Origin of the sequence: Brevibacillus sp. AG162 (assembly GCF_006715575.1) — a bacterium.
Taxonomy (GTDB): domain Bacteria; phylum Bacillota; class Bacilli; order Brevibacillales; family Brevibacillaceae; genus Brevibacillus; species Brevibacillus brevis.
On record NZ_VFNO01000001.1, the window covers coordinates 89,721 to 108,060 of the forward strand.

Below are 18,340 nucleotides of genomic sequence, written 5' to 3' on the forward strand. Positions count from 1 at the left end.
CGTAGTACGAAGAATCCCTTTGTTTGTCCTTTTTAACAAAACCAGTCGCCAATAATATCACTCCTTTAAAGTTAGTAAGTTTCGGGGTCTTACATAGGGAATTATAGCATTAAATCAATTGATTCCTATTCGATATTGCTAATTCTGACTGTCTTTCCACCCATCCTTGTTCATTCAAGTATAGGAACGCCCATGCTATGTGTAATATTTGGTATAATTGGCATGTGAATATAAACTAGATTTTATTAAGAAGGTGGATTATGAATATTTTTTGCTCAGAATAAAATTGTGATGGTGCTAGTGGCAATTATAAATGTTCAATATACAATTAAAAGATTGTCAAATGTAAAGAAGGGTCATAATAGAATTGAACTGGAAATGAAAGTGTAGAAATAAATGTCTAATATTATTGGGAGAGTGAGTCAGATGTTTGCTGGATTTTGTAATGAAATAATAAAGTTGGAATAACAAAATTGCACTGTCATCGAAAATGTGGAGGCAGATGTCCAGCGAAACTTGATATTCATCGAAGACTCTAAGTTACCTGTTGAAGAAGGAGACTATTTGATTTGCACGTTGCCTAGTGGACTAGAAGAGAAGTATTTAGTGCTGGATCGAGGTTATTTTGAATCATTCGCTAGTGAACCAGCTCATTATCAAGTGAAGGTCAAGAAGTTATCTTCTATTGAATTGGAGAGAGGAGTTGCACCTGTGCAAAATTTTAATATTGGAACTATATATAGGTCTAATATTGCTACTCATGGTAATGCCACAATTAACAACACATTTAATTTCGCTGCGGTTGATCAGTTAATAGAGGAAAAAGGAGGGTCTGATAAAGAAGAGCTGCGTCAAATGATTGAGGAAATTAAAGAACTGCTCGAAGACAGCGAGAAAGTAAAGAAAGGCAGCCTTGCTCAGTACTCAGAAAAAATAGAGAAAACAGTTGGATCGCTGGGGGAATTGCACAAATGGGGTTAGGTTTTTTAACAGGTCAGATGTTTAAATGAAATTAATATTCCTTTGAAAAGGAGAGAACATAAATTATGATAACCGAAACCTCTGCTGCCGAAATGCTTTTAGATGAGAGCGATATCTGGCACTCTGTATTACCAGAAGCACTTACCCTTCTAGAGAAAGTTATGAATAAGAAAGATAAAGATCCACTAGTAAAAATCCTAGAAGTTGGTTTAGTTAATGCACTATTTTCATATAGAGTTTTAGTAGAAGATTATAATATTTTAAGTCAATACGTGAGTATTGTTAATGATAAAAAGACGATTGACATTTACGAAATTCAAAGAGATATACGACGATTCTTTCTAAGTGCAGACAGTGTTTTGGATATCGTTGATAAGATTTTGTTCAAGATTAATAAATATATTGAAAAAAATCCTGAAGCGGCACTCGCTTCTACACCAATAAAGCATTCAAGAGTCAATTGTAAATCACATAAAGAAATAAACTCTATAAGGAATGAAGCGATCCACGAAGGTGTTCCATCGGTGTTTTTTAATGAAACAAGAAATACTGAAATGATAAGTCATTCAAACGTTGCCGCATCTGTAACAGATAACTATATAACAATTGATCTATTTGTAGGTGACAAAGAGAATAGAGTTAGGTATAACCTTAATGGGAAAATTGGCATTACTTTCATGGATGTTGAGGATTATGTTAAAGAAGTATTAAAGAAAATTGACAATCACCTACTACAATAAAATGAGAATTTAATTAGGGAGAGTGTTGCATGCATTACCCGTTAGTTGTTGCAGTTATAAAAGAGCCTTATTATCAGATACCTGATTGGTTGAATACAGATGTGGCTTATACTGAATATGTCAAGTTAACAGGTCAAACTACTAGTGATGAAGTTGATTTGTTTATTGCGATGCTTTTGGGATACAACAATATAGACATTAAGGGTACACCTCATGAAGTGTTAAAGCGATTATTTGATGAATCGGATGTAGTAATTGGAGGAGGAATCTATTTCGAAAGCAATGATAGGATAATTCCTCCGAGTTGTTGTTCTGGTCTAGAAGCTTGGAGAGATGTGCTAGATAGTGTTATTGACAGGAAAAGCCCTTGGATGGGTCATAATCCAACACCAAGAATGGAATTCGCTGATAATATAGTGCGTGTTTGGTCGGATGATTCTAATGAAGAAGATGTAGACAAGAATGAACTGTACTATATTGATTTTGATTATGTGGGGTTTATTGCAAAGCTAGAAATGGTTGAATCAGACTTAATGGAATTTGCAAGAGTGTCTCTCTTCAATAGATTTTTAGAGTTTGACCTTGAGTTAGCCAATGATGTGGTGAAAAGGTTTGAAAGTTGGTTTATCTTCAAAGGTGACTAAGAGGGGCAGTAAAGAAGTGAATAAAACGGTTATTTTATTCAGTTTTTGGAACCACAATTACATGTCCACAATTGATGCAGAACAAGTTTTCATCCCCATCAATTCAGTAATTATGCCTACATTGCGGCTCTCTTTCGGGTAATATAGCAGCCTCATTACTCTTCCTCGTAATTTCACCTCTTTTCGATTAAATCAACTTTTTATTCAGATTAAAATTCTTCTAATATTTTTTGATCCCCCTGCTTAATGTATGTACTCTCGATACGCTTATTAGATAACTCAACATATCTAGTTTCAATTTTAAATCCAAAAAACTTACGATTGTTCTTTGTGCATGAAACAGCAGTTGTCCCTGAACCCATGAAGGGATCTAAAACAATATCATTTCGTTGCTACTAATCTGCAACAACCAGTCAATCAGTTCAACATTCTTTTCTGTTGGGTGAACAATGTCTCCATCTTGAATGGAGACATTTACAGTTGATTTGGGATATGTATTGTATTCGGTATCAAACCAGACATTTGGTAATCTTGTGCGAAATTCAGCCGCACCTCTTTTCAAATGAAAGTAGTTTTTTAATCTGAATTAACAAACAAAATTAACCAAATCTTTACAATTGTCGGATGATGTTATATTCTGGTATTACTGTTAAAAATAATTTTGATCAGGAGGATATTTTATGTCGCGCAAAAGGACAAAAGTTGCTGCTGGTTTATTTACTGTCGTCGCTTCACTTTCTTTCTTTACAACAAGTGCATTTGCAAATTTTCTGGGTGGTGAATGGGACATCTCAACCATTACATATGAAGACCTTAATCTAGAATCTAAGTACTCTGACGTACTTTGGACTACTGCCGATAAATGGAATGGTTTCAGCAGCATTGATCTTATTCCAGCCGATTCTGATGAAACTGGAGCTATTTCTCTTGAACACCTCTCCAGAGATGCTGACAATTATTTAGGCTGGAGTGGTACATACGGATATGGTATTCCTTATGATGATCGTGGCAGAGAAAATCGCTCCCCGTATGCTTCTGCTGAAATTGTAATTGTGCGTTATCTTTGTGATGATCTTGATGAAGATGACACAATCAACATGATGGCGCATGAATTTGGACACACTCTTGGTCTTGCTCACATCGATGATAGCAGAATTGATTCAATTATGGATTATAGTGATGTTTTTGATTGGGATGTAGATGGCCCAACAAGGCACGACAAAAACAACATTATAGAACTATACGGCAAATAATATTAAGAAAGGATGTGTTAACATTGAAAAAAATGATAACCTTTGTTACTGTTCTAGCACTGGCAGTTGGAGTTGGTTCAGCTTTGGCATATAAAGAATGGGGTAGCACACATAGTCACAGTAATGTCTTAGCTAAAACATTTAAATCTACGAATGATATTGTGAAAGATTCCAAAGTAATCATCAAAGGTAAGGTTTCTGATAATTTTAGAAAAGAAGTCGTTGGTGAGATTGTATTCCATGTTTATGATGTTCAAGTCGATAAATTATACAGTAATCAAACAGATCAAGAAATTACTGAAGGTGATACTATTGAGATGTACCGTCTAATTGGTGTGGATACAAATAAGGGTAAGGATATGGTAAACATAGTTGCCCCCGAGTTTCAATCCCTTCAACAAGGCGAATACTTATTATTTCTAAATGGCAAATACGATGACACTCTAAATAAACTCATTCTAATTCCCAACACTCCTAATCAACTTTTTAAAGCGGACGCTTCTAGCAGTTTTGGTGCTAAGAATTCTGATAATGTAGAATTTGAAAACATTACTGACGAAGAATCTCTTCCTTCAATAAATGAAGCAGAACTGCTTGATGCTATTGATTCAACAAAGTAACTACATTAGGCACTTCTTTATGAAGTGTCTTTTTTCTTTCCAATAAAAACAAGATTTGATTGGGAGCTGAAGTAATGAGGGAATACAGTGTAAAAGGAACTGTAGTTAAAGATGGTGGAAAGTGGTACATCAAGGATGTTCAGAAGGTGAAGAAATCGAAATCGTTATCAAACTCAAAAGCAGATAAAAAGGTAACTTGATTGGGAGGCAAAAGTGATTAGAAAAATATTAATTGCGTTAGTATCATCAGCAATTCTTTGCCTGTCATTAGCGTTTTTAAACTATACTCCAGAAATTGATCGTGAACCTAACGTACACTACCTATCTTTTATCAGTCTGGTAATGATTTATCTGATTTATGCCACTCCAGTCTATATATTGTTGGGCGTTCCTTGTTCATTACTAATTGATATTATCAGGAGGAAAATAAAGATTTCAAATTCATTATTCAAGTATTTTTTTGAGGTTGTTGCTTACTTGATTTCTGGTATCTTGGCTATTTTTCTTACCTTAATTTTGTTGTCAGGTGGAAAGATACTTTTAGATATAACAGATGCTAGAGGATTATTCCAGCTTGGGGCAATAGCTTCATTGCTTTATTATCATATTTATATTATGAGTTATCTTGTTAAAAGGAAAGAAAAGTAGATAAAACAGCGATTCTATGCAAACAGCTTTGAGTGAGGGAGCTTAAAATGGAGAATACAAAGAAAACAAGAGGAACAAAACAGATTAGGGTTGGTCAAGTGCATAGATATATCCAAAAACTTGAAAACGATGCAACCAATTATACCTATCTTAGTAACGCTACTAGTACTGCATATGAAGCAAATCGTGTCAAAGCTGAACACACAGAAACGATTATAAATGAGTTGAAAGAACTATTTCCAATTGAATAATGTCAAAACAATGGATGAAAATATCGTTTTAATCAAGAAGGAGGGCTGTGGGTTTGCAAAGAATTGAAGTGAGATACGTGCACTTTCCAGCTACTGAAAGAGGTATTCTCGGATTCAAAATGGGTAAAAATGATCCGCGCTGTGTGGAGCCTAATATAGGGTATCCACTAGATAATCCAATAGGGTACTGGTCATAACCCTGTCAAGTAGACTGCCTAAAAACCCATAGTTACGCGGCGATCGCTTTCCGATACTCAATCGGGGAACGGTCGCCTAGTTTTTTCTGAAAACGACTCTGATTATAAAATGCAATGTATGTTTCAACAGATTGATTTAATTCCTCAAATGATTTTGCCGAGCATCGATACATCATTTCTGTCTTCAGATGAGAAAAGAATGACTCGATACAGGCATTATCCAGGCAATTTCCCCGTCTCGAATGACTTCCTAGTACTCCGTACTCATACTCATCCAAACGTTTATTGTAGTGTCTGGAAGTGTATTGAAAACCTTGGTCCGAATGTAGGACGGAACCGTTCATCTCTCTTCCCTTCCAAAGACTATCTACGGTGCTCATCACGAGTGACAAATCGTTTTGGGAAGAGACATGCCAAGCAACGATTTCGTTATTAAACAGATCCTGCACAGCAGATAGATAAAAAAATCGTTCTCCGACTCGTAGATAGGTGATGTCGGTTACCAACTTCTTTAGAGGTGCTTCTGCTTTAAACTGTCTTTCCAGACGATCAGGGTTTACAACTGATGCCTGTCTGCCGAAGAATCGCCTTTTTTTACGAATTACTGAGCGAATACCTAATTCCTTCATCAATCGATAGACACGTTTGTTATTGATTTGTAATCCTTCTTTGCGAAGGGCAACTGTCATTCGTAAGTAGCCATAATAAGGATGCAAGCGATGGATACTTAAGATATGTTCTTTTAGATTGACTTCCTTTTCGCTACGTCGAACAGCTGCCTCTCTGGACTTTCTCCATTTGTAATATCCCGCACGGGATACTTTTGCAAAACTGAGCAGCCATGATAATCGATATTTGGTTTGCATTTGTTAATAATTGAGAACCTTGAACACCTGTCTTTTTTCTGGAATGCCTAATCTTCTGGCGACTTCTCTAGAAGATACTCCGGACTCGTAAATACGTACGGCTTCCAATTTTTCCTCTTCCGTATAAACTCTAAATGTTTGTCCTTTTTTAGCCATAAAAAATCCCCTCTGGTCAATTGTGTCTTACCCAATTGTAACAGTGGGGTTTTAAACACAGTCAACCATGAGGGGATATTACCAGAAATCAAGGGTTTTTCTTATGTCCTGGTCCATCTGACAACATAATCCCTCTACGTTGTCGCTTGACAACATTTTGACAACCTTTATTCAACTAAAGTCATTTTGAGGTATTTCTGTTTCATCATTTTCTCGAAGTTGTCAGCAGCATCTTTTTGCATGTCCGGCATGACATGGCTGTATACATCCATTGTAATTCCAACCCGGCTATGCCCAAGACGTTCAGATACAACTTTAGGATGCTCGCCCATCTGTAATAACATAGTGGCGTGAGTGTGGAGATCATGAAAACGAATTGCTGGGAGTCCGCTTTTCTTCTTGATTCGTTTGTAGTGTCTTAAGAGGTTGCGAGGGTCTTGTGGTCGGCCGTCATCGTAGCAGACAACTAGATCGGTCGGGGCAAACAGTAATTAACACAATGCTCAAGTTGTTAATTCATGTTTCAGCTTGCAAGCAAAAAGATACGTTCACCTCACTAGCTCCACATTTCGGACAGTTAAATGCAGACCAGTCGATGTTAATTTCGCTTATATCGGGTATTTTATCAGTGATTTCCAACCTTTTTGTGAGACCAGGGGGATCAATTATGTCGGTTTTAACTTTACAAACATAGCAATCGTATGTGTAAACAGTTCTGATATTTTCTGACAGAATAATCACCTCTGAGTAAATTTTAAACAAATAATAGATATTTAACAAATTGTGTAATTAGTTAATCAACGATTTCTTCATAACAGCTTACCCAGAACGCAATTTTCAGGCCAGCTATTTTTCTTAATAGCTCAGGTTCTAAAGCAAAATTACATTGGTCTTTGTAGTAAACCGCAACATCTATGTAAATGTCATCCGCACCAGAACTTTTGATCGAGGCAATGTGCAGTGATAATTCGTTAACAATCCAGTCAAGTTCGGCGTAGACATCATTGCTTGTAGAAAGGTTTGGGGGAGGGTATAAAGAGGCACTACCGAAACTTGATGGTGTCCCTTTGAATGGTCCAGTTGTGGTCAATCCACCTACTTCTAATTTTCTTGACAAGAGCAAGCCCGTTTTTTCTTCAACGAGTAGAGGGGAAAATGTAGAGCCACTAATCTGAACTGCTGCTTCTAAACGTATAGTCAATTAATACAACTCCATCTAAGGATTAGGACAATTCTTTTTTACCATCTTACAACAAATGGAATTAAGTAGGTAGATTAACACAATAGTTAATTTGAATAGGATACCAGAACCCCCAAATATAGGTGGCCAGAATACTTGATGGCCACCCGATAAAGTAAGGATATTTAAGCTGTTGATTTAAATGGTGTGTTCATTCCAATCTTCGCGTAATACAGAATACATGGTCAAGTCAACTAATTGCCCCTTTGATTTTTCATATTGTCGTAATATACCTTCTTCGACAAAATGTAATTTTTTTAAGACCTTAACTGAGTTTATGTTTTCTGGCTCAACTTTTGCTTCGATTCTATTTAAACCTAGGTCATTAAAGCCAAAAGAAATTAATGATTGTAAGGCTTCAGGGACAAAACCATTTCCCCAAAAGGGGTAACCAAGGTCGTAACCAATTTCGGCTCTTTCATTTTCGAAATCAAAGTAATTGAATCCGCACGAGCCTATAACCTGACTTGTTTGATTTAAAACAATTGTCCAACGGCATGCTTTTTGTTCAAGGCTAAGATTTTGGAGAAGTAAAATCATTTGTTCAGCCTGCGTAACCTCCGTAAATGTTTCAATGTTCATATGTTTTGAGACAATAGGATCTGACCAAAAGGTAAATAAAGAAGGGGCATCATTGATTTCTATAGGTTTTAGTCGTAGTCTTTGGGTTTCTAAATGTTTCATTTCCATAAAATTACCTCCCAAATTATTGATCTGAATGGAATCGTAATTTTTACCTGGGCATAATTCAGTCCTTTCAATAAAAAGAGAGTGTAAAACAATTATTAGTATATCAAATTTCTTTTTACCAGTTTAGGAAGAATGGGGGGTTATTAGAAATGTAAAAGTACAATGACTCTAGGGGAGTTAACACGACGGTAATTAAATATATGGAACAACATCAACAATCAAAAGAAACACGTATGCTCCTAAAAATGCTGTAGTGATTGCAGAACCAAGATATTTATTTTGATTATGGATTATTTGCCGGAGAGTATAAAAAAAAGCTTAGGAAAAACAAAGCGACGATTAAACAAACGTAGTAAATCATCAAAAGCATCCTTTCAAAAAGAAGAATAATCCAAATTGTACCAAAAATAATGCTGTAGAACAAATTTACACAACACACGATTTGTTAAAGGAGAATTAAGAAAAGGGTAGGTGGTGTAGGTGAATGATAAGCTGATCGAAAAAGTATGCGAAAAATGCCCCGCTACTCAATGGGGCAAGAAATCGATCTGTGGTGTCCACAACCTCCACGTTGGTAAGATCGAAACCTGCCCGGAGTGGGACAAATACATCATTGAGAATCAAGGGTTTCTTGATCGGAGCGGGCAGCTCGCCTATATCAATCTTGAGCCAGCTCTTGAAGTCGTGCAAAAGGTAGAGGAAGAAATCAAAGATTACCATTGGATGGTGAAAGAGGTTGAGCGTCTAAGGAAGGAAATCGACAAGGCGATATCTTCGAATCCGTCGATACAAGAGAAATTGGTCGCTACCTATGGCGATGCTGCAGGTATGCCGAGCGGGAAAGGCTTACGCCTCTCCACCTTGACCATTCCGGAAGAACGGTATGAAAAGCGCATCGAGCGAATGAAAAGCCTTGAAGAGAAGGTGCGGCAAATAAATGATTTTGCAAATAATCTTGAGGATAATAAGTACAGAACAGTCCTTGAATGTATGGTGGACGGGATACGTATGAACAGCATTGCCCGACATGTAGGAGTTTCCCGACAACGATTAAATGAGATTAAGCGGGGTATCGTTAACCGATTAGCAAAGGAGCTGTACAGTGAGGAATTGTTAGGTTCCTGAAAGGTTGGCGGAATGACTTTTTTAAAGAAGAGCAGATGCATAAATACTCAGGCAATCCATGATGAAGAAGCCCTCGGGAATGATCCGAGTGGCTTTTTGTGGTTCTAAAAACCTATGGTTATAATGGTGCGTTTGTTATTTTGTATCTATTGTTTAGTGTGCGTTCCACATCCGATACTTCATTACGTGGGTATTATTTCCTTTTTATATATAGATTGGATATCGGATGTATCGATCAACATGAGAATCTCCCATCTGTATAGAAACCTTTACAGAGAGGAGGAGACTGTTTGCCCAATATTGAAGGAATCAATATCCAGCAGTCAAGTGCTGAACGCAAGAGCTACGTGGTTGTGGGAGCCATTTTATCATGCAGCAGCGGAAGTAAACAGAGTCGGCTGAAAATGCCGTTCAGCCATGGTGTTTTTGTAAAAGGAAAGCCGCAAATGAACATCATGGATTTTGTTCCTAACGTAAATATCATGCCATTCGGAAAGTGCAGCAGCCTACAAAATCCCACAGTCGCTTCTGCCACAGCAGCCAACAATGGTGTACTTACACCAATGCCGTGCACACCTCTGACCACAATGCCATGGATAGATGGGAAAGCGGACAAAATGGTCGGTGGCCATCCGGCATTGCTTAATAAATCAACGAATATGTGTTTCTATTGTGGGCAGATCAAGATTGAAGATGACGGGCAGGATTTAGGTGGTGTGACGATAGGAAATCAGTCTTCAACAAATAGCGGACCGTCTGCTGCTGGCTTTGGGCAAGGACCAGCTTGCGAAAATCCGCAGGAAAAGCCTAGTATGTGGGATAATTTCGTAAAAGGAATCTCAATACTGGGAGACGTTCCTGCTGCGATGCAAAAAGCGGCAAGTGAGCTGCCAGGGGCTTTGGAGAAAGCTGCTAATGATTTGCCAAGAGAGTTGCAGAAGGCGGCAGAGGATTTGCCCAAGGGTGTTGGAGCGTTCGTAAGGGAAGGATTTATCGAGCCAATGCAAGAAGACTTGGATACATTGAGGGATGATAAAGTTGATCTCGCGGATGGAATTGCAATCGGTGGACTTGCCTTGAGTGCACTTACGCTGGGGAGAAGTAAAAACATTAAGGATTTAGTGGATGCGGCAAGGAAAGGAAAGAAGGCAACCGGTAAAATTGATTATGTAGAAGAGACAACTCGCTTTGGTGGAAAACTCTACAGTGAAAAAGATTTGAAGCTTTTAGGCAAATATCTTGAAAAAAGAGGAGTAACATTAAAGGTTGGGGACGAATTTTTACCACCTAATAAGGGAGGAGCGTTCAACGCTAACGACGGTGAACTATATCTAAGAAGTAATCCAACCCAATATGAAGTATGGCATGAACTCTCGCATTATATTCAATATAGAAATATTGGAAAGGAGGCATATTTGAAATTACCACGTACTCAAGGAAGAGTTCCTTACAATGATTTGACACAATTTAATGCACCTGAACAATTTGTGTTCGATATTGCTGTCTAATTCAAGTAAGCGATGGAATATGTTAAATGAAAGAGAAAAACAACATGCGATTGATTACATTTTGGATTATGGAGGGATTCGATGACAGAGAATGAAGCAAAACGAATAGCGTTTGAGTTAGTAGATAAACATCCATCAGAACATTACACGCTAAATTTCGTTAGTATTAATAAGTCTCGAGCAAACCCGAATAATTGGGCTGTAGCTTTTGAAGTAAGAACAAAAACAGGTAGTCTATTAGAAGGACCAATGTTTGTAATGGTAGACGATAAAAATGGCGAAGCTTGGTTCTTCGGTTAATAAAATCAGGTAATTATTACTACCTTGAATAGCTTTTGCTTTTCAAGGTTTTTTTGTGGGTTACTTAGAGTCCAATGAACATCTTCTTCTCATTCTTACTAACAAAACCTTTGCTCTACCTGTATGACAGTTTTCACGAATGAAGATGTTCGTATAGAAAGTCTGAAAAAAGTATACGTATATATGCACCTGAAAGGTTGACATATTTGACACATCTGACGTTATTGACGGTTTTTGAAAGTCAATCGATAAACGCTCTATACTAAATGTACGCACGATGAATAAGCCGCTCGGGTAAATAACCGGGCGGCTCTTTCGTTGAAATGGTAGGTGAAAGACATAGCGCTGAAAAAATTCTGCATTAAGCAAGGATGTCCAAAGCTGAAATCTGACAAATGCTGTGAGGACCATAAGTACCAAGGGCAGCTTTACAACCAGGAGCGGGGTACAGCAGCTCAGAGAGGCTATGACGCAAGTAAAGTAAAGCAATAGTGTGAGGTACCGAACCAAAAAATCATGAACAGCGAAAAGTGGGAGCCATCCGGATCATCGGGTGGCTTTTACATTCGCTGAAAATCATTCTGTAGAAAGCTTCCGAAAGATCATAACTTAGTAAGCGAGGCATGATAAAGTTTTTGCTTTCAATGCAATTAATAAAAGAGTAATAATGTTGAAAATTTACCACTAGTAAAATATACTAAAATTGTAATCAATTGGATAAAAGGGAGAGAAAAAAATGAAGAATACTTTAAGAAAACTATTGTCTTCTAGCATGGTGTTGGCTGCGTTGACTATGAGTGCTCAATCTGCCTTTGCTAGTGATGGTTATGGCGATACCCAGAATGAGGCAGTTCTTATCAAAAAATACGGAAGCGCCTCCCAGACAATTTTCGATAGTAATGATGTAGATTGGTACAAATATGATAATCGAACTGGAGAGGGTATCTCCATCCTATTAGAATCTCCAATGAATAAAAACTATGATTTTGATGTGATCTATATCTCGGCTAATGGAAGAGTGAAAAATACGTATTCACCAACCGATTCTGGACAAGGTGGTGCAGATGTTCTGGGCCTCCAGTTAGGTCTTGGTGATCAGGTATATATCAAGGTTTATGGACATAGCCCATCTGATTTTGGTATAGCAAGTCCGTATAAACTTACAATTAATTAATAGAAAAAGCACCCATGGTCGTAACCCTGTCAAGTAGACTGCCTAAAAACCCATAGTTACGAGGCGATCGCTTTCCGATACTCAATCGGGGAACGGTTGCCTAGTTTTTTCTGAAAACGACTCTGATTATAAAATGCAATGTATATTTCAACAGATTGATTTAATTCCTCAAATGATTTTGCCGAGCATCGATACATCATTTCTGTCTTCAGATGAGAAAAGAATGACTCGATACAGGCATTATCCAGGCAATTTCCCCGTCTCGAATGACTTCCTAGTACTCCGTACTCATACTCATCCAAACGTTTATTGTAGTGTCTGGAAGTGTATTGAAAACCTTGGTCCGAATGTAGAACGGAACCGTTCATCTCTCTTCCCTTCCAAAGACTATCTACGGTGCTCATCACGAGTGACAAATCGTTTTGGGAAGAGACATGCCAAGCAACGATTTCGTTATTATACAGATCCTGCACAGCAGATAGATAAAAAAATCGTTCTCCGACTCGTAGATAGGTGATGTCGGTTACCAGCTTCTTTAGAGGTGCTTCTGCTTTAAACAGTCTTTCCAGACGATCCGGGTTTACAACTGATGCCTGTCTACCGAAGAATCGCCTTTTTTTTACGAATTACTGAGAGAATACCTAATTCCTTCATCAATCGATAGACACGTTTATGATTGATTTGTAATCCTTCTTTGCGAAGGGCAACTGTCATTCGTAAGTAACCATAATAAGGATGCAAACGATGGATACTTAAGATATGTTCTTTTAGATTGACTTCCTTTTCGCTACGTCGAACAGCTGCCTCTCTGGACTTTCTCCATTTGTAATATCCCGCACAGGATACTTTTGCAAAACTGAGCAGCCATGATAATCGATATTTGGTTTGCATTTGTTCAATAATTGAGAACCTTGATTTCTTCGAAGTGGACGCCCTTTTCGCCATGCCTGATTTGATCGAGAAGCTGTTAGTGCCTCCCCATTACGAACCTTATTAACCCAGTCCAACACCTGTCTTTTTTCTGAAATGCCTAATCTTCTGGCGACTTCTCTAGAAGATACTCCGGACTCGTAAAGACGTACGGCTTCCAATTTTTCCTCTTCCGTATAAACTCTAAATGTTTGTCCTTTTTTAGCCATAAAAAATCCCCTCTGGTCAATTGTGTCTTACCCAATTGTAACAGTGGGGTTTTAAACACAGTCAACCATGAGGGGATATTTTCAGAAATCAAGGGTTTTTCTTATGTCCTCGTCCATCAGACAACATAATCCCTCTACGTTGTCGCTTGACAACATTTTGACAACCTTTATTGTTTGAAGGCTATGCCGTAATCAAAAAAGCGGTCGTTAATGAAGATGTAGAAAGAATGGCGAAGAGCACGCCAAAAGAAGAAGGTTATGAGTAAGAATATTGGACCAAGTGGCCTAGCCTATGTGGGCAGGTTTAGACTCCTAAACCGTTTTAGGGAATCGGCTTGGTTCCGATTACGACGGTAGCATCCAACTCATCGGACCTTGTCACCCGTGTAATGAACCCGCAACGAGTGAATATATCGACTGTCTGAGGTGTCTGACGCTCGCTTGTCTCAACTAGTAAGTGTCCACCAGGAGCCAGCCAGAGTGGAGCTGTAGCCACTACTCGTCTCTGAACGTCAAGCCCATCCGTTCCCCCGTCGAGTGCTATTCTCGCCTCATGGATGCGAGCTTCAGGTGGAAGATATTCGATGGCTTTGGTGGGGACGTAGGGAGCATTGGCAACGATGACGTTAACGTGTCCCCTAAGTATTATAGGAAGAGGCTCAAATAAGTCTCCTTCGTAAACGCGACCGCCTGCGGTAGTAACATTGCGACGGGTGCATTGCACCGAGGCTGGATCGATGTCAGTAGAATACAATTCAATCTGTTCCAAGTAAGCAAGAGCCGCACCCACTGCCCCTGAACCGCAACATAGGTCAAGCACTATCGACTTTTGACGGAGGAGGGCGGCAGCCTGTCTAACGAGAAATGCTGTACGTTGTCTGGGAACGAAAACTCCCTTTTCCACAATAATCCGCAGTCCACAGAACTCAGCCCAGCCGATAATGTGTTCGAGAGGCATGCCAGTTGTTCGCAGTTCTACCATGTCCGAAAGTTCAGTCGTAGTCCCTGCCGAGGCGATGAGTAACCTGGCCTCATCTTCAGCGAAAACACAACCAGCTTCCTGAAGCTTAGTGACGATATTAGAAAAAAATTGATCGCCATGAATCTCATAATCATTCAAAGACTAAATTCCCTCACTTCAGAATTGATGTAATTTTATGTGTTTGATTTTATTCTATCTTAGGAGGCAACACAACATAGGATTTGATAAATGGAGGAAACAATAATAGGTTTGGAGGCGTTGGGCTACGAAGGCGGTAAATTTCCTCCAGATTACTACATCGTTGTTGATGGGTGAGATTCTAATGTTGCCGTATTTTTCAAGCAGGTCGGCAGGCATGGGCTTACTAATTGAAGCAGTTGGACAGAAGCAAGATATTTATTTGAAAGTAGAAGCCGATCCTCATGGTGGTTACGAGGCTGGTGCTTGGGACGAAAGAGAATGGATCAACGAATCGATCTCCTCAAGTTTAGCAGAGCACGCTGTATGCCTTGCTTTCTGAAAGCTAAGCTTTTTTTGCATTGCCATCTCATACAACCGCTGGTAGGTTCAACAGCTAAGCACTAGTAGCGCTCAGTTGAAATATTGACGTTTTAAAGTATAAGGAAAGGGGAGAACAAGATGAGTAGCAGGAACAAAAATGAAAGTATCACGCCGAGTATTTTTAGAACGGTATGAGGGAAAGGAATTTACTGAGAGATTAGAAGACAAGGAGAGGCACACGGGTTAAAGCAACCCTGTGCTTTTTTATTTGGGGCAATTGGAGCGAATTTTGGTGAAATGCTTTCGTATCAATGGTTTTGAGCACATTGGATTATCGGAGACCACCAAGTGATTCCTCTTTGACAGGGGGGGGGGCGCTAGTTCGAACCTACCAGAATAAAAATAAGAAACCCTTGAGAAATACTCATCGTGGGGTGGTAAGTGGGTAGGATTAAAGTAATTTTTTCTCAAAAAATCATACTTCTGCGCCCAGTGGCGCTTGAACGCTCAAAATGTAAAAAATGGTAAATTAAAGCAGGAACATGCCGTTTTTAGTAGAATATAACACTCAATAAGTAATTGAGGTGAAAAAGTTAAATGCTGTTCGTCCTGTTTTCAACATTGGAATACCTCGCAATATTTGCTCTAATGACTACGCTATTTAGGTTTGGTTTTTTGGTGCATATCAACCGGATTCTCTTTGTGAGTCTGGTATTAATGCTTTTCTCGTTTGGTCTGCGACAATTTACGCCGTATGGAGACTATGCAACCATAGCCCAAGTCGTCATCATCTTTGGGGCATTAATCCTGGTATGGAACGTGAATTGGGGACATGCTGCCTTAATGACCATGATAACAGCAGGAATCTACTTGGGGATTCAGATGATGGAAGTGTTTTTCCTGACCGTCATAGGGACCCTAGAGACAATTGAATCGTTAGAGGATCGAAGCATCAGCACAGGGTTCATATTCCAAACAATCTCCGCATTACTTACCTTTGCATTATGCTATGGACTTAGGAAATGTAGACTGCAATTTACATTTGTCAGAGACGGAGCGCCTTTCTCTCTTTATCATAGAATCAACATGGTGATTTTGTCACTGATCATTGTAACAGGTGTATTGATAACAGTCTTGTTTAAATTAGCAAGTACATATGGAATTGCTTCCTTAGTGTGGATTTTCTTTGGAATGGCAATCGGAATCACGATACTGGCATGGCTGGCTATAAAAAGGGATGGGGAATATGATTGAAACTCTTGCTGAAAGAATAGCCATACAACTAAAGTCGATCAACCCACATGAAACGAAGTCAGTCCCTACCATGAAATTTGGGTTAATCCTTATCATCAACATGCTTCTCATCATTACGATTAGCCTTACCCTTTCACTCATGATAGGGACATTTCAAGGAACATTGATCACATTGGCTGGATTTTTAGTACTACGCCAATTTTCAGGAGGATTTCACTATTCATCGTCTGTCTACTGCACCATGACAAGTATTTCAGGAGCTGTATTCATCCCTCTCATTACCCTACCTAATGATTTTGTCACCCCAATTATTATTATCACATTAGTCCTAGTAGCACTTTTTGCACCGCAAGAAATGGAAATGCAATCACGACTATTCAAACAGAATCAGACTTTGCTCCTCAAGACCATCTCCATTATCATCGTCAGTACATTATTTTTCATAGACAGCGAGACACTGGTTAAGACTTTCTTTGTGCAAGCACTGACGCTAATTCCACTGAAAGGAGGTGGAAAAGATGAAAAATAAAGCGATGATGTTCGTAGCGAAATATGTTTCTGCAATTGCTTCATTTGTTGCGGTTCTGGCGGTATCTACAGCATCCTTTGGTTTCGTGGGGAAACCTGAAATTCCAGAAGAATTAAAGAAATAAGGAGCCATGAACGACACAGACAATTTCTCACGTCAAACGGGGAAAACTGGTTGCCCCATTGCGCTTTTGTAAATCCTCATTTTATAAACAGATCATCTCGTGTATGATTGTATTGTACTTATCGACGGCTTCTTTCAGATCGTTCTCATTATCTCAACCCCTTGGTAGACAAGGGGTTTCTTATTTTATTGCGCCTGGTTCTTTGGCGTAAACAACGCTGTTTTTTGAATCGTGAATGAATCCAAGTGGGCTGTCTCTTAGTCGGAAAATCGAATTTTGAGACAGCCCCATATAGTGTTTACAACGCTTAACGATTAATGAAACTTGGAAAGAGCGAATTTAGCTGTAAAATTCATTTTTTTCATATAGGAAGAATTCGCACCTGCTTGAAATTGTACAGAAATATTTCCGTCTTTTTCTGCTTTGAATACGCGTCCGTAAGGTGAATTAGCTTGGTATGTACCAATTACTTGATTATCCGCATTAAAGACTGTATAAGAAATCGGGAATCCTGAATTGTTTACAAAAATCGTAAGCTCTTCTCCCTTTTTAAGCGGAAAGGATTCTTTTTGCGTCACTTCGTATGAACTCAGAGAATAGTATTTCGTAACTTCTTGAAGGTCTAAAGTCGTAGTTGCTGCGCTAGCTTTTGAGACTTCCAATCCTGGCAAATTTGCCCCCGAAAGTACTGCAATTCCTAATGCCCCTGCTAAAATGGCTTTTTTCATCATCGTAATGCCTCCTTTTTTATTCATCCATAATGAAAGTAAATATTTGGAAATTGTAACCATTATAATCTCGTTGAAAATGATTATCAATAAATATTTTTTTGCCTCTCACGGCGTGATAAACAGGGCATAAAAAAAGAGAGTGATCCAATTGAATCAACATCCCCGGACAAAACTCCTCATTCTCAGCGCACAACCTCTCTGTAAACCCAGGGTCCTCCTGCGCCAGAAACTTAAAATAACAAACAATTTCATGATTCCTTACAGCTAAACTATTCAACTGAAAACCCAACAAATACTCCCGATACACATGGTAGTACAATCCTTTCTACGTAAACGGAGGCGGATACTTTTGATCGGGGAATGTAGGAAAAAAGTCGTGAACATTTACAATGCGTAGACTATTTGCAACGACTTTATTGAAGCGTAAAGCGCAGTGGGGTTCACCAATACGCGGACTGCCATAGGTATAAACAATTGGTGCCTAAACTTCGTGTTTAAGCGCAATATTTAAGGCTGCCAGCACAGCCAGAGGGCCACCGTAGTTGTGTCCAGTAATAAACAGCTTTTCTGATGCTGAAAACTGATTTATTTTTCTGATGAAACGTTCCAGTGTTGATTGATAAAGACATGTGATTCTCTGCATCTGCAAAAGCCGGAATGGTATATCGTAGTCGAAAACCTTTGGAT

At 38.8% G+C, this 18,340-nt stretch carries 20 protein-coding genes and 5 pseudogenes; 16 read left to right on the top strand and 9 right to left on the bottom strand.

Annotation, left to right across the window (positions count from 1 at the left end; all coding sequences use genetic code 11):
* Positions 1–516: 516 nt before the first annotated feature.
* The 3 genes from FB479_RS00555 (at position 517) to FB479_RS00565 (ending at position 2,365) form a co-directional block, all read left to right on the top strand.
* Positions 517–981 (top strand): hypothetical protein, encoded by a 465-nt coding sequence (locus tag FB479_RS00555; protein ID WP_142061498.1) that lies wholly within the window; start codon positions 517–519, stop codon positions 979–981.
* A gap of 65 nt (positions 982–1,046) precedes the next feature.
* The gene (locus FB479_RS00560; RefSeq protein WP_142061501.1) at positions 1,047–1,721 is read left to right on the top strand and encodes a hypothetical protein; all 675 of its coding nucleotides are present in this window, start codon (positions 1,047–1,049) and stop codon (positions 1,719–1,721) included.
* A gap of 29 nt (positions 1,722–1,750) precedes the next feature.
* A complete protein-coding gene (locus tag FB479_RS00565) occupies positions 1,751–2,365 on the top strand; it encodes a hypothetical protein (protein ID WP_142061503.1) in 615 nt (204 codons plus the stop codon).
* A gap of 209 nt (positions 2,366–2,574) precedes the next feature.
* On the opposite strand, the gene FB479_RS31190 is transcribed toward FB479_RS00565, so the two are convergent.
* Positions 2,575–2,745 carry a DNA methyltransferase gene (locus tag FB479_RS31190; protein WP_370511672.1) on the bottom strand — a complete coding sequence of 57 codons (171 nt, stop codon included), beginning with the start codon at positions 2,743–2,745 and terminating at the stop codon, positions 2,575–2,577.
* A 300-nt stretch (positions 2,746–3,045) separates the two neighbouring features.
* Between FB479_RS31190 and FB479_RS00575 the strand changes: the two genes are divergently transcribed.
* The 4 genes from FB479_RS00575 to FB479_RS00590 all read left to right on the top strand — a co-directional run bounded on the left by FB479_RS00575 (position 3,046) and on the right by FB479_RS00590 (position 5,137).
* The gene (locus FB479_RS00575; protein ID WP_142061508.1) at positions 3,046–3,618 is read left to right on the top strand and encodes a zinc metalloprotease; all 573 of its coding nucleotides are present in this window, start codon (positions 3,046–3,048) and stop codon (positions 3,616–3,618) included.
* A 32-nt stretch (positions 3,619–3,650) separates the two neighbouring features.
* Positions 3,651–4,238, top strand: a complete 588-nt coding sequence (locus tag FB479_RS00580) for a hypothetical protein (RefSeq protein ID WP_255438275.1) — start codon at positions 3,651–3,653, stop codon at positions 4,236–4,238.
* Between the two features lie 213 nt (positions 4,239–4,451).
* Positions 4,452–4,886, top strand: coding sequence for a hypothetical protein (locus tag FB479_RS00585; RefSeq protein WP_142061512.1), 435 nt, complete (start codon positions 4,452–4,454; stop codon positions 4,884–4,886).
* A 47-nt stretch (positions 4,887–4,933) separates the two neighbouring features.
* Complete coding sequence (locus FB479_RS00590) at positions 4,934–5,137, top strand: hypothetical protein (protein ID WP_142061514.1); 204 nt, start codon at positions 4,934–4,936, stop codon at positions 5,135–5,137.
* Positions 5,138–5,366: 229 nt separating this feature from the next.
* Here FB479_RS00590 and FB479_RS00595 read toward each other — a convergent pair.
* The 4 genes and pseudogenes from FB479_RS00595 to FB479_RS00610 all read right to left on the bottom strand — a co-directional run bounded on the left by FB479_RS00595 (position 5,367) and on the right by FB479_RS00610 (position 8,280).
* Positions 5,367–6,356 (bottom strand): annotated as a pseudogene (locus tag FB479_RS00595) (IS3 family transposase).
* Between the two features lie 167 nt (positions 6,357–6,523).
* Positions 6,524–6,829 (bottom strand): annotated as a pseudogene (locus FB479_RS00600) (tyrosine-type recombinase/integrase); the annotation flags it as partial.
* A 320-nt stretch (positions 6,830–7,149) separates the two neighbouring features.
* Positions 7,150–7,557 (bottom strand): hypothetical protein, encoded by a 408-nt coding sequence (locus tag FB479_RS00605; protein WP_142061516.1) that lies wholly within the window; start codon positions 7,555–7,557, stop codon positions 7,150–7,152.
* 177 nt (positions 7,558–7,734) lie between these two features.
* Positions 7,735–8,280, bottom strand: coding sequence for a GNAT family N-acetyltransferase (locus FB479_RS00610; protein ID WP_142062885.1), 546 nt, complete (start codon positions 8,278–8,280; stop codon positions 7,735–7,737).
* A gap of 486 nt (positions 8,281–8,766) precedes the next feature.
* Between FB479_RS00610 and FB479_RS00615 the strand changes: the two genes are divergently transcribed.
* The 5 genes and pseudogenes from FB479_RS00615 (at position 8,767) to FB479_RS00635 (ending at position 12,393) form a co-directional block, all read left to right on the top strand.
* Positions 8,767–9,411 carry a hypothetical protein gene (locus FB479_RS00615; RefSeq protein WP_142061518.1) on the top strand — a complete coding sequence of 215 codons (645 nt, stop codon included), beginning with the start codon at positions 8,767–8,769 and terminating at the stop codon, positions 9,409–9,411.
* Between the two features lie 290 nt (positions 9,412–9,701).
* Positions 9,702–10,118: pseudogene (locus tag FB479_RS30790) on the top strand (DUF4280 domain-containing protein); the annotation flags it as partial.
* A gap of 294 nt (positions 10,119–10,412) precedes the next feature.
* Positions 10,413–10,919, top strand: a complete 507-nt coding sequence (locus tag FB479_RS30795; RefSeq protein ID WP_255438276.1) for a zincin-like metallopeptidase toxin domain-containing protein — start codon at positions 10,413–10,415, stop codon at positions 10,917–10,919.
* A gap of 81 nt (positions 10,920–11,000) precedes the next feature.
* Positions 11,001–11,219, top strand: coding sequence for a hypothetical protein (locus FB479_RS00625; RefSeq protein ID WP_142061522.1), 219 nt, complete (start codon positions 11,001–11,003; stop codon positions 11,217–11,219).
* 736 nt (positions 11,220–11,955) lie between these two features.
* Positions 11,956–12,393, top strand: coding sequence for a hypothetical protein (locus FB479_RS00635; protein WP_106653696.1), 438 nt, complete (start codon positions 11,956–11,958; stop codon positions 12,391–12,393).
* A 56-nt stretch (positions 12,394–12,449) separates the two neighbouring features.
* Here FB479_RS00635 and FB479_RS00640 read toward each other — a convergent pair.
* Positions 12,450–13,532: pseudogene (locus FB479_RS00640) on the bottom strand (IS3 family transposase).
* A gap of 322 nt (positions 13,533–13,854) precedes the next feature.
* Entirely contained in the window at positions 13,855–14,652 is a 798-nt protein-coding gene (locus FB479_RS00645) for a putative protein N(5)-glutamine methyltransferase (RefSeq protein ID WP_142061524.1), read from the bottom strand.
* A 217-nt stretch (positions 14,653–14,869) separates the two neighbouring features.
* Here FB479_RS00645 and FB479_RS30270 point away from each other — a divergent pair, with 217 nt between their 5' ends.
* From FB479_RS30270 to FB479_RS00660, 4 genes are all read left to right on the top strand, one after another.
* Positions 14,870–15,034 carry a hypothetical protein gene (locus tag FB479_RS30270; RefSeq protein WP_185746309.1) on the top strand — a complete coding sequence of 55 codons (165 nt, stop codon included), beginning with the start codon at positions 14,870–14,872 and terminating at the stop codon, positions 15,032–15,034.
* A 683-nt stretch (positions 15,035–15,717) separates the two neighbouring features.
* A complete protein-coding gene (locus tag FB479_RS00650) occupies positions 15,718–16,269 on the top strand; it encodes a hypothetical protein (RefSeq protein ID WP_255438236.1) in 552 nt (183 codons plus the stop codon).
* Entirely contained in the window at positions 16,262–16,798 is a 537-nt protein-coding gene (locus FB479_RS00655) for an accessory gene regulator ArgB-like protein (protein WP_142061529.1), read from the top strand. The genes FB479_RS00650 and FB479_RS00655 overlap by 8 nt, the downstream gene beginning before the upstream one ends.
* A complete protein-coding gene (locus tag FB479_RS00660) occupies positions 16,788–16,922 on the top strand; it encodes a cyclic lactone autoinducer peptide (protein ID WP_106653691.1) in 135 nt (44 codons plus the stop codon). Before FB479_RS00655 ends, FB479_RS00660 begins: the two co-directional genes overlap by 11 nt.
* Positions 16,923–17,236: 314 nt before the next feature.
* Here FB479_RS00660 and FB479_RS00665 read toward each other — a convergent pair whose 3' ends face one another.
* Together FB479_RS00665 and FB479_RS30800 are read right to left on the bottom strand one after the other, a co-directional pair.
* Positions 17,237–17,650 carry a hypothetical protein gene (locus FB479_RS00665; RefSeq protein ID WP_142062888.1) on the bottom strand — a complete coding sequence of 138 codons (414 nt, stop codon included), beginning with the start codon at positions 17,648–17,650 and terminating at the stop codon, positions 17,237–17,239.
* A gap of 328 nt (positions 17,651–17,978) precedes the next feature.
* A pseudogene (locus tag FB479_RS30800) lies at positions 17,979–18,296 on the bottom strand (lipase family protein).
* Positions 18,297–18,340: the final 44 nt, after the last annotated feature.

Coding starts and splice junctions, on each gene's coding strand:
- FB479_RS00560 (WP_142061501.1), top strand. CDS start 1,047: ATGATAACCGAAACCTCTGCTGCCGAAATGCTTTTAGATGAGAGCGAT.
- FB479_RS00565 (WP_142061503.1), top strand. CDS start 1,751: ATGCATTACCCGTTAGTTGTTGCAGTTATAAAAGAGCCTTATTATCAG.
- FB479_RS00575 (WP_142061508.1), top strand. CDS start 3,046: ATGTCGCGCAAAAGGACAAAAGTTGCTGCTGGTTTATTTACTGTCGTC.
- FB479_RS00580 (WP_255438275.1), top strand. CDS start 3,651: ATGATAACCTTTGTTACTGTTCTAGCACTGGCAGTTGGAGTTGGTTCA.
- FB479_RS00590 (WP_142061514.1), top strand. CDS start 4,934: ATGGAGAATACAAAGAAAACAAGAGGAACAAAACAGATTAGGGTTGGT.
- FB479_RS00610 (WP_142062885.1), bottom strand. CDS start 8,280: ATGAAACATTTAGAAACCCAAAGACTACGACTAAAACCTATAGAAATC.
- FB479_RS30795 (WP_255438276.1), top strand. CDS start 10,413: ATGCAAGAAGACTTGGATACATTGAGGGATGATAAAGTTGATCTCGCG.
- FB479_RS00625 (WP_142061522.1), top strand. CDS start 11,001: ATGACAGAGAATGAAGCAAAACGAATAGCGTTTGAGTTAGTAGATAAA.
- FB479_RS00635 (WP_106653696.1), top strand. CDS start 11,956: ATGAAGAATACTTTAAGAAAACTATTGTCTTCTAGCATGGTGTTGGCT.
- FB479_RS30270 (WP_185746309.1), top strand. CDS start 14,870: ATGGGCTTACTAATTGAAGCAGTTGGACAGAAGCAAGATATTTATTTG.
- FB479_RS00655 (WP_142061529.1), top strand. CDS start 16,262: ATGATTGAAACTCTTGCTGAAAGAATAGCCATACAACTAAAGTCGATC.
- FB479_RS00660 (WP_106653691.1), top strand. CDS start 16,788: ATGAAAAATAAAGCGATGATGTTCGTAGCGAAATATGTTTCTGCAATT.
- FB479_RS00665 (WP_142062888.1), bottom strand. CDS start 17,650: ATGAAAAAAGCCATTTTAGCAGGGGCATTAGGAATTGCAGTACTTTCG.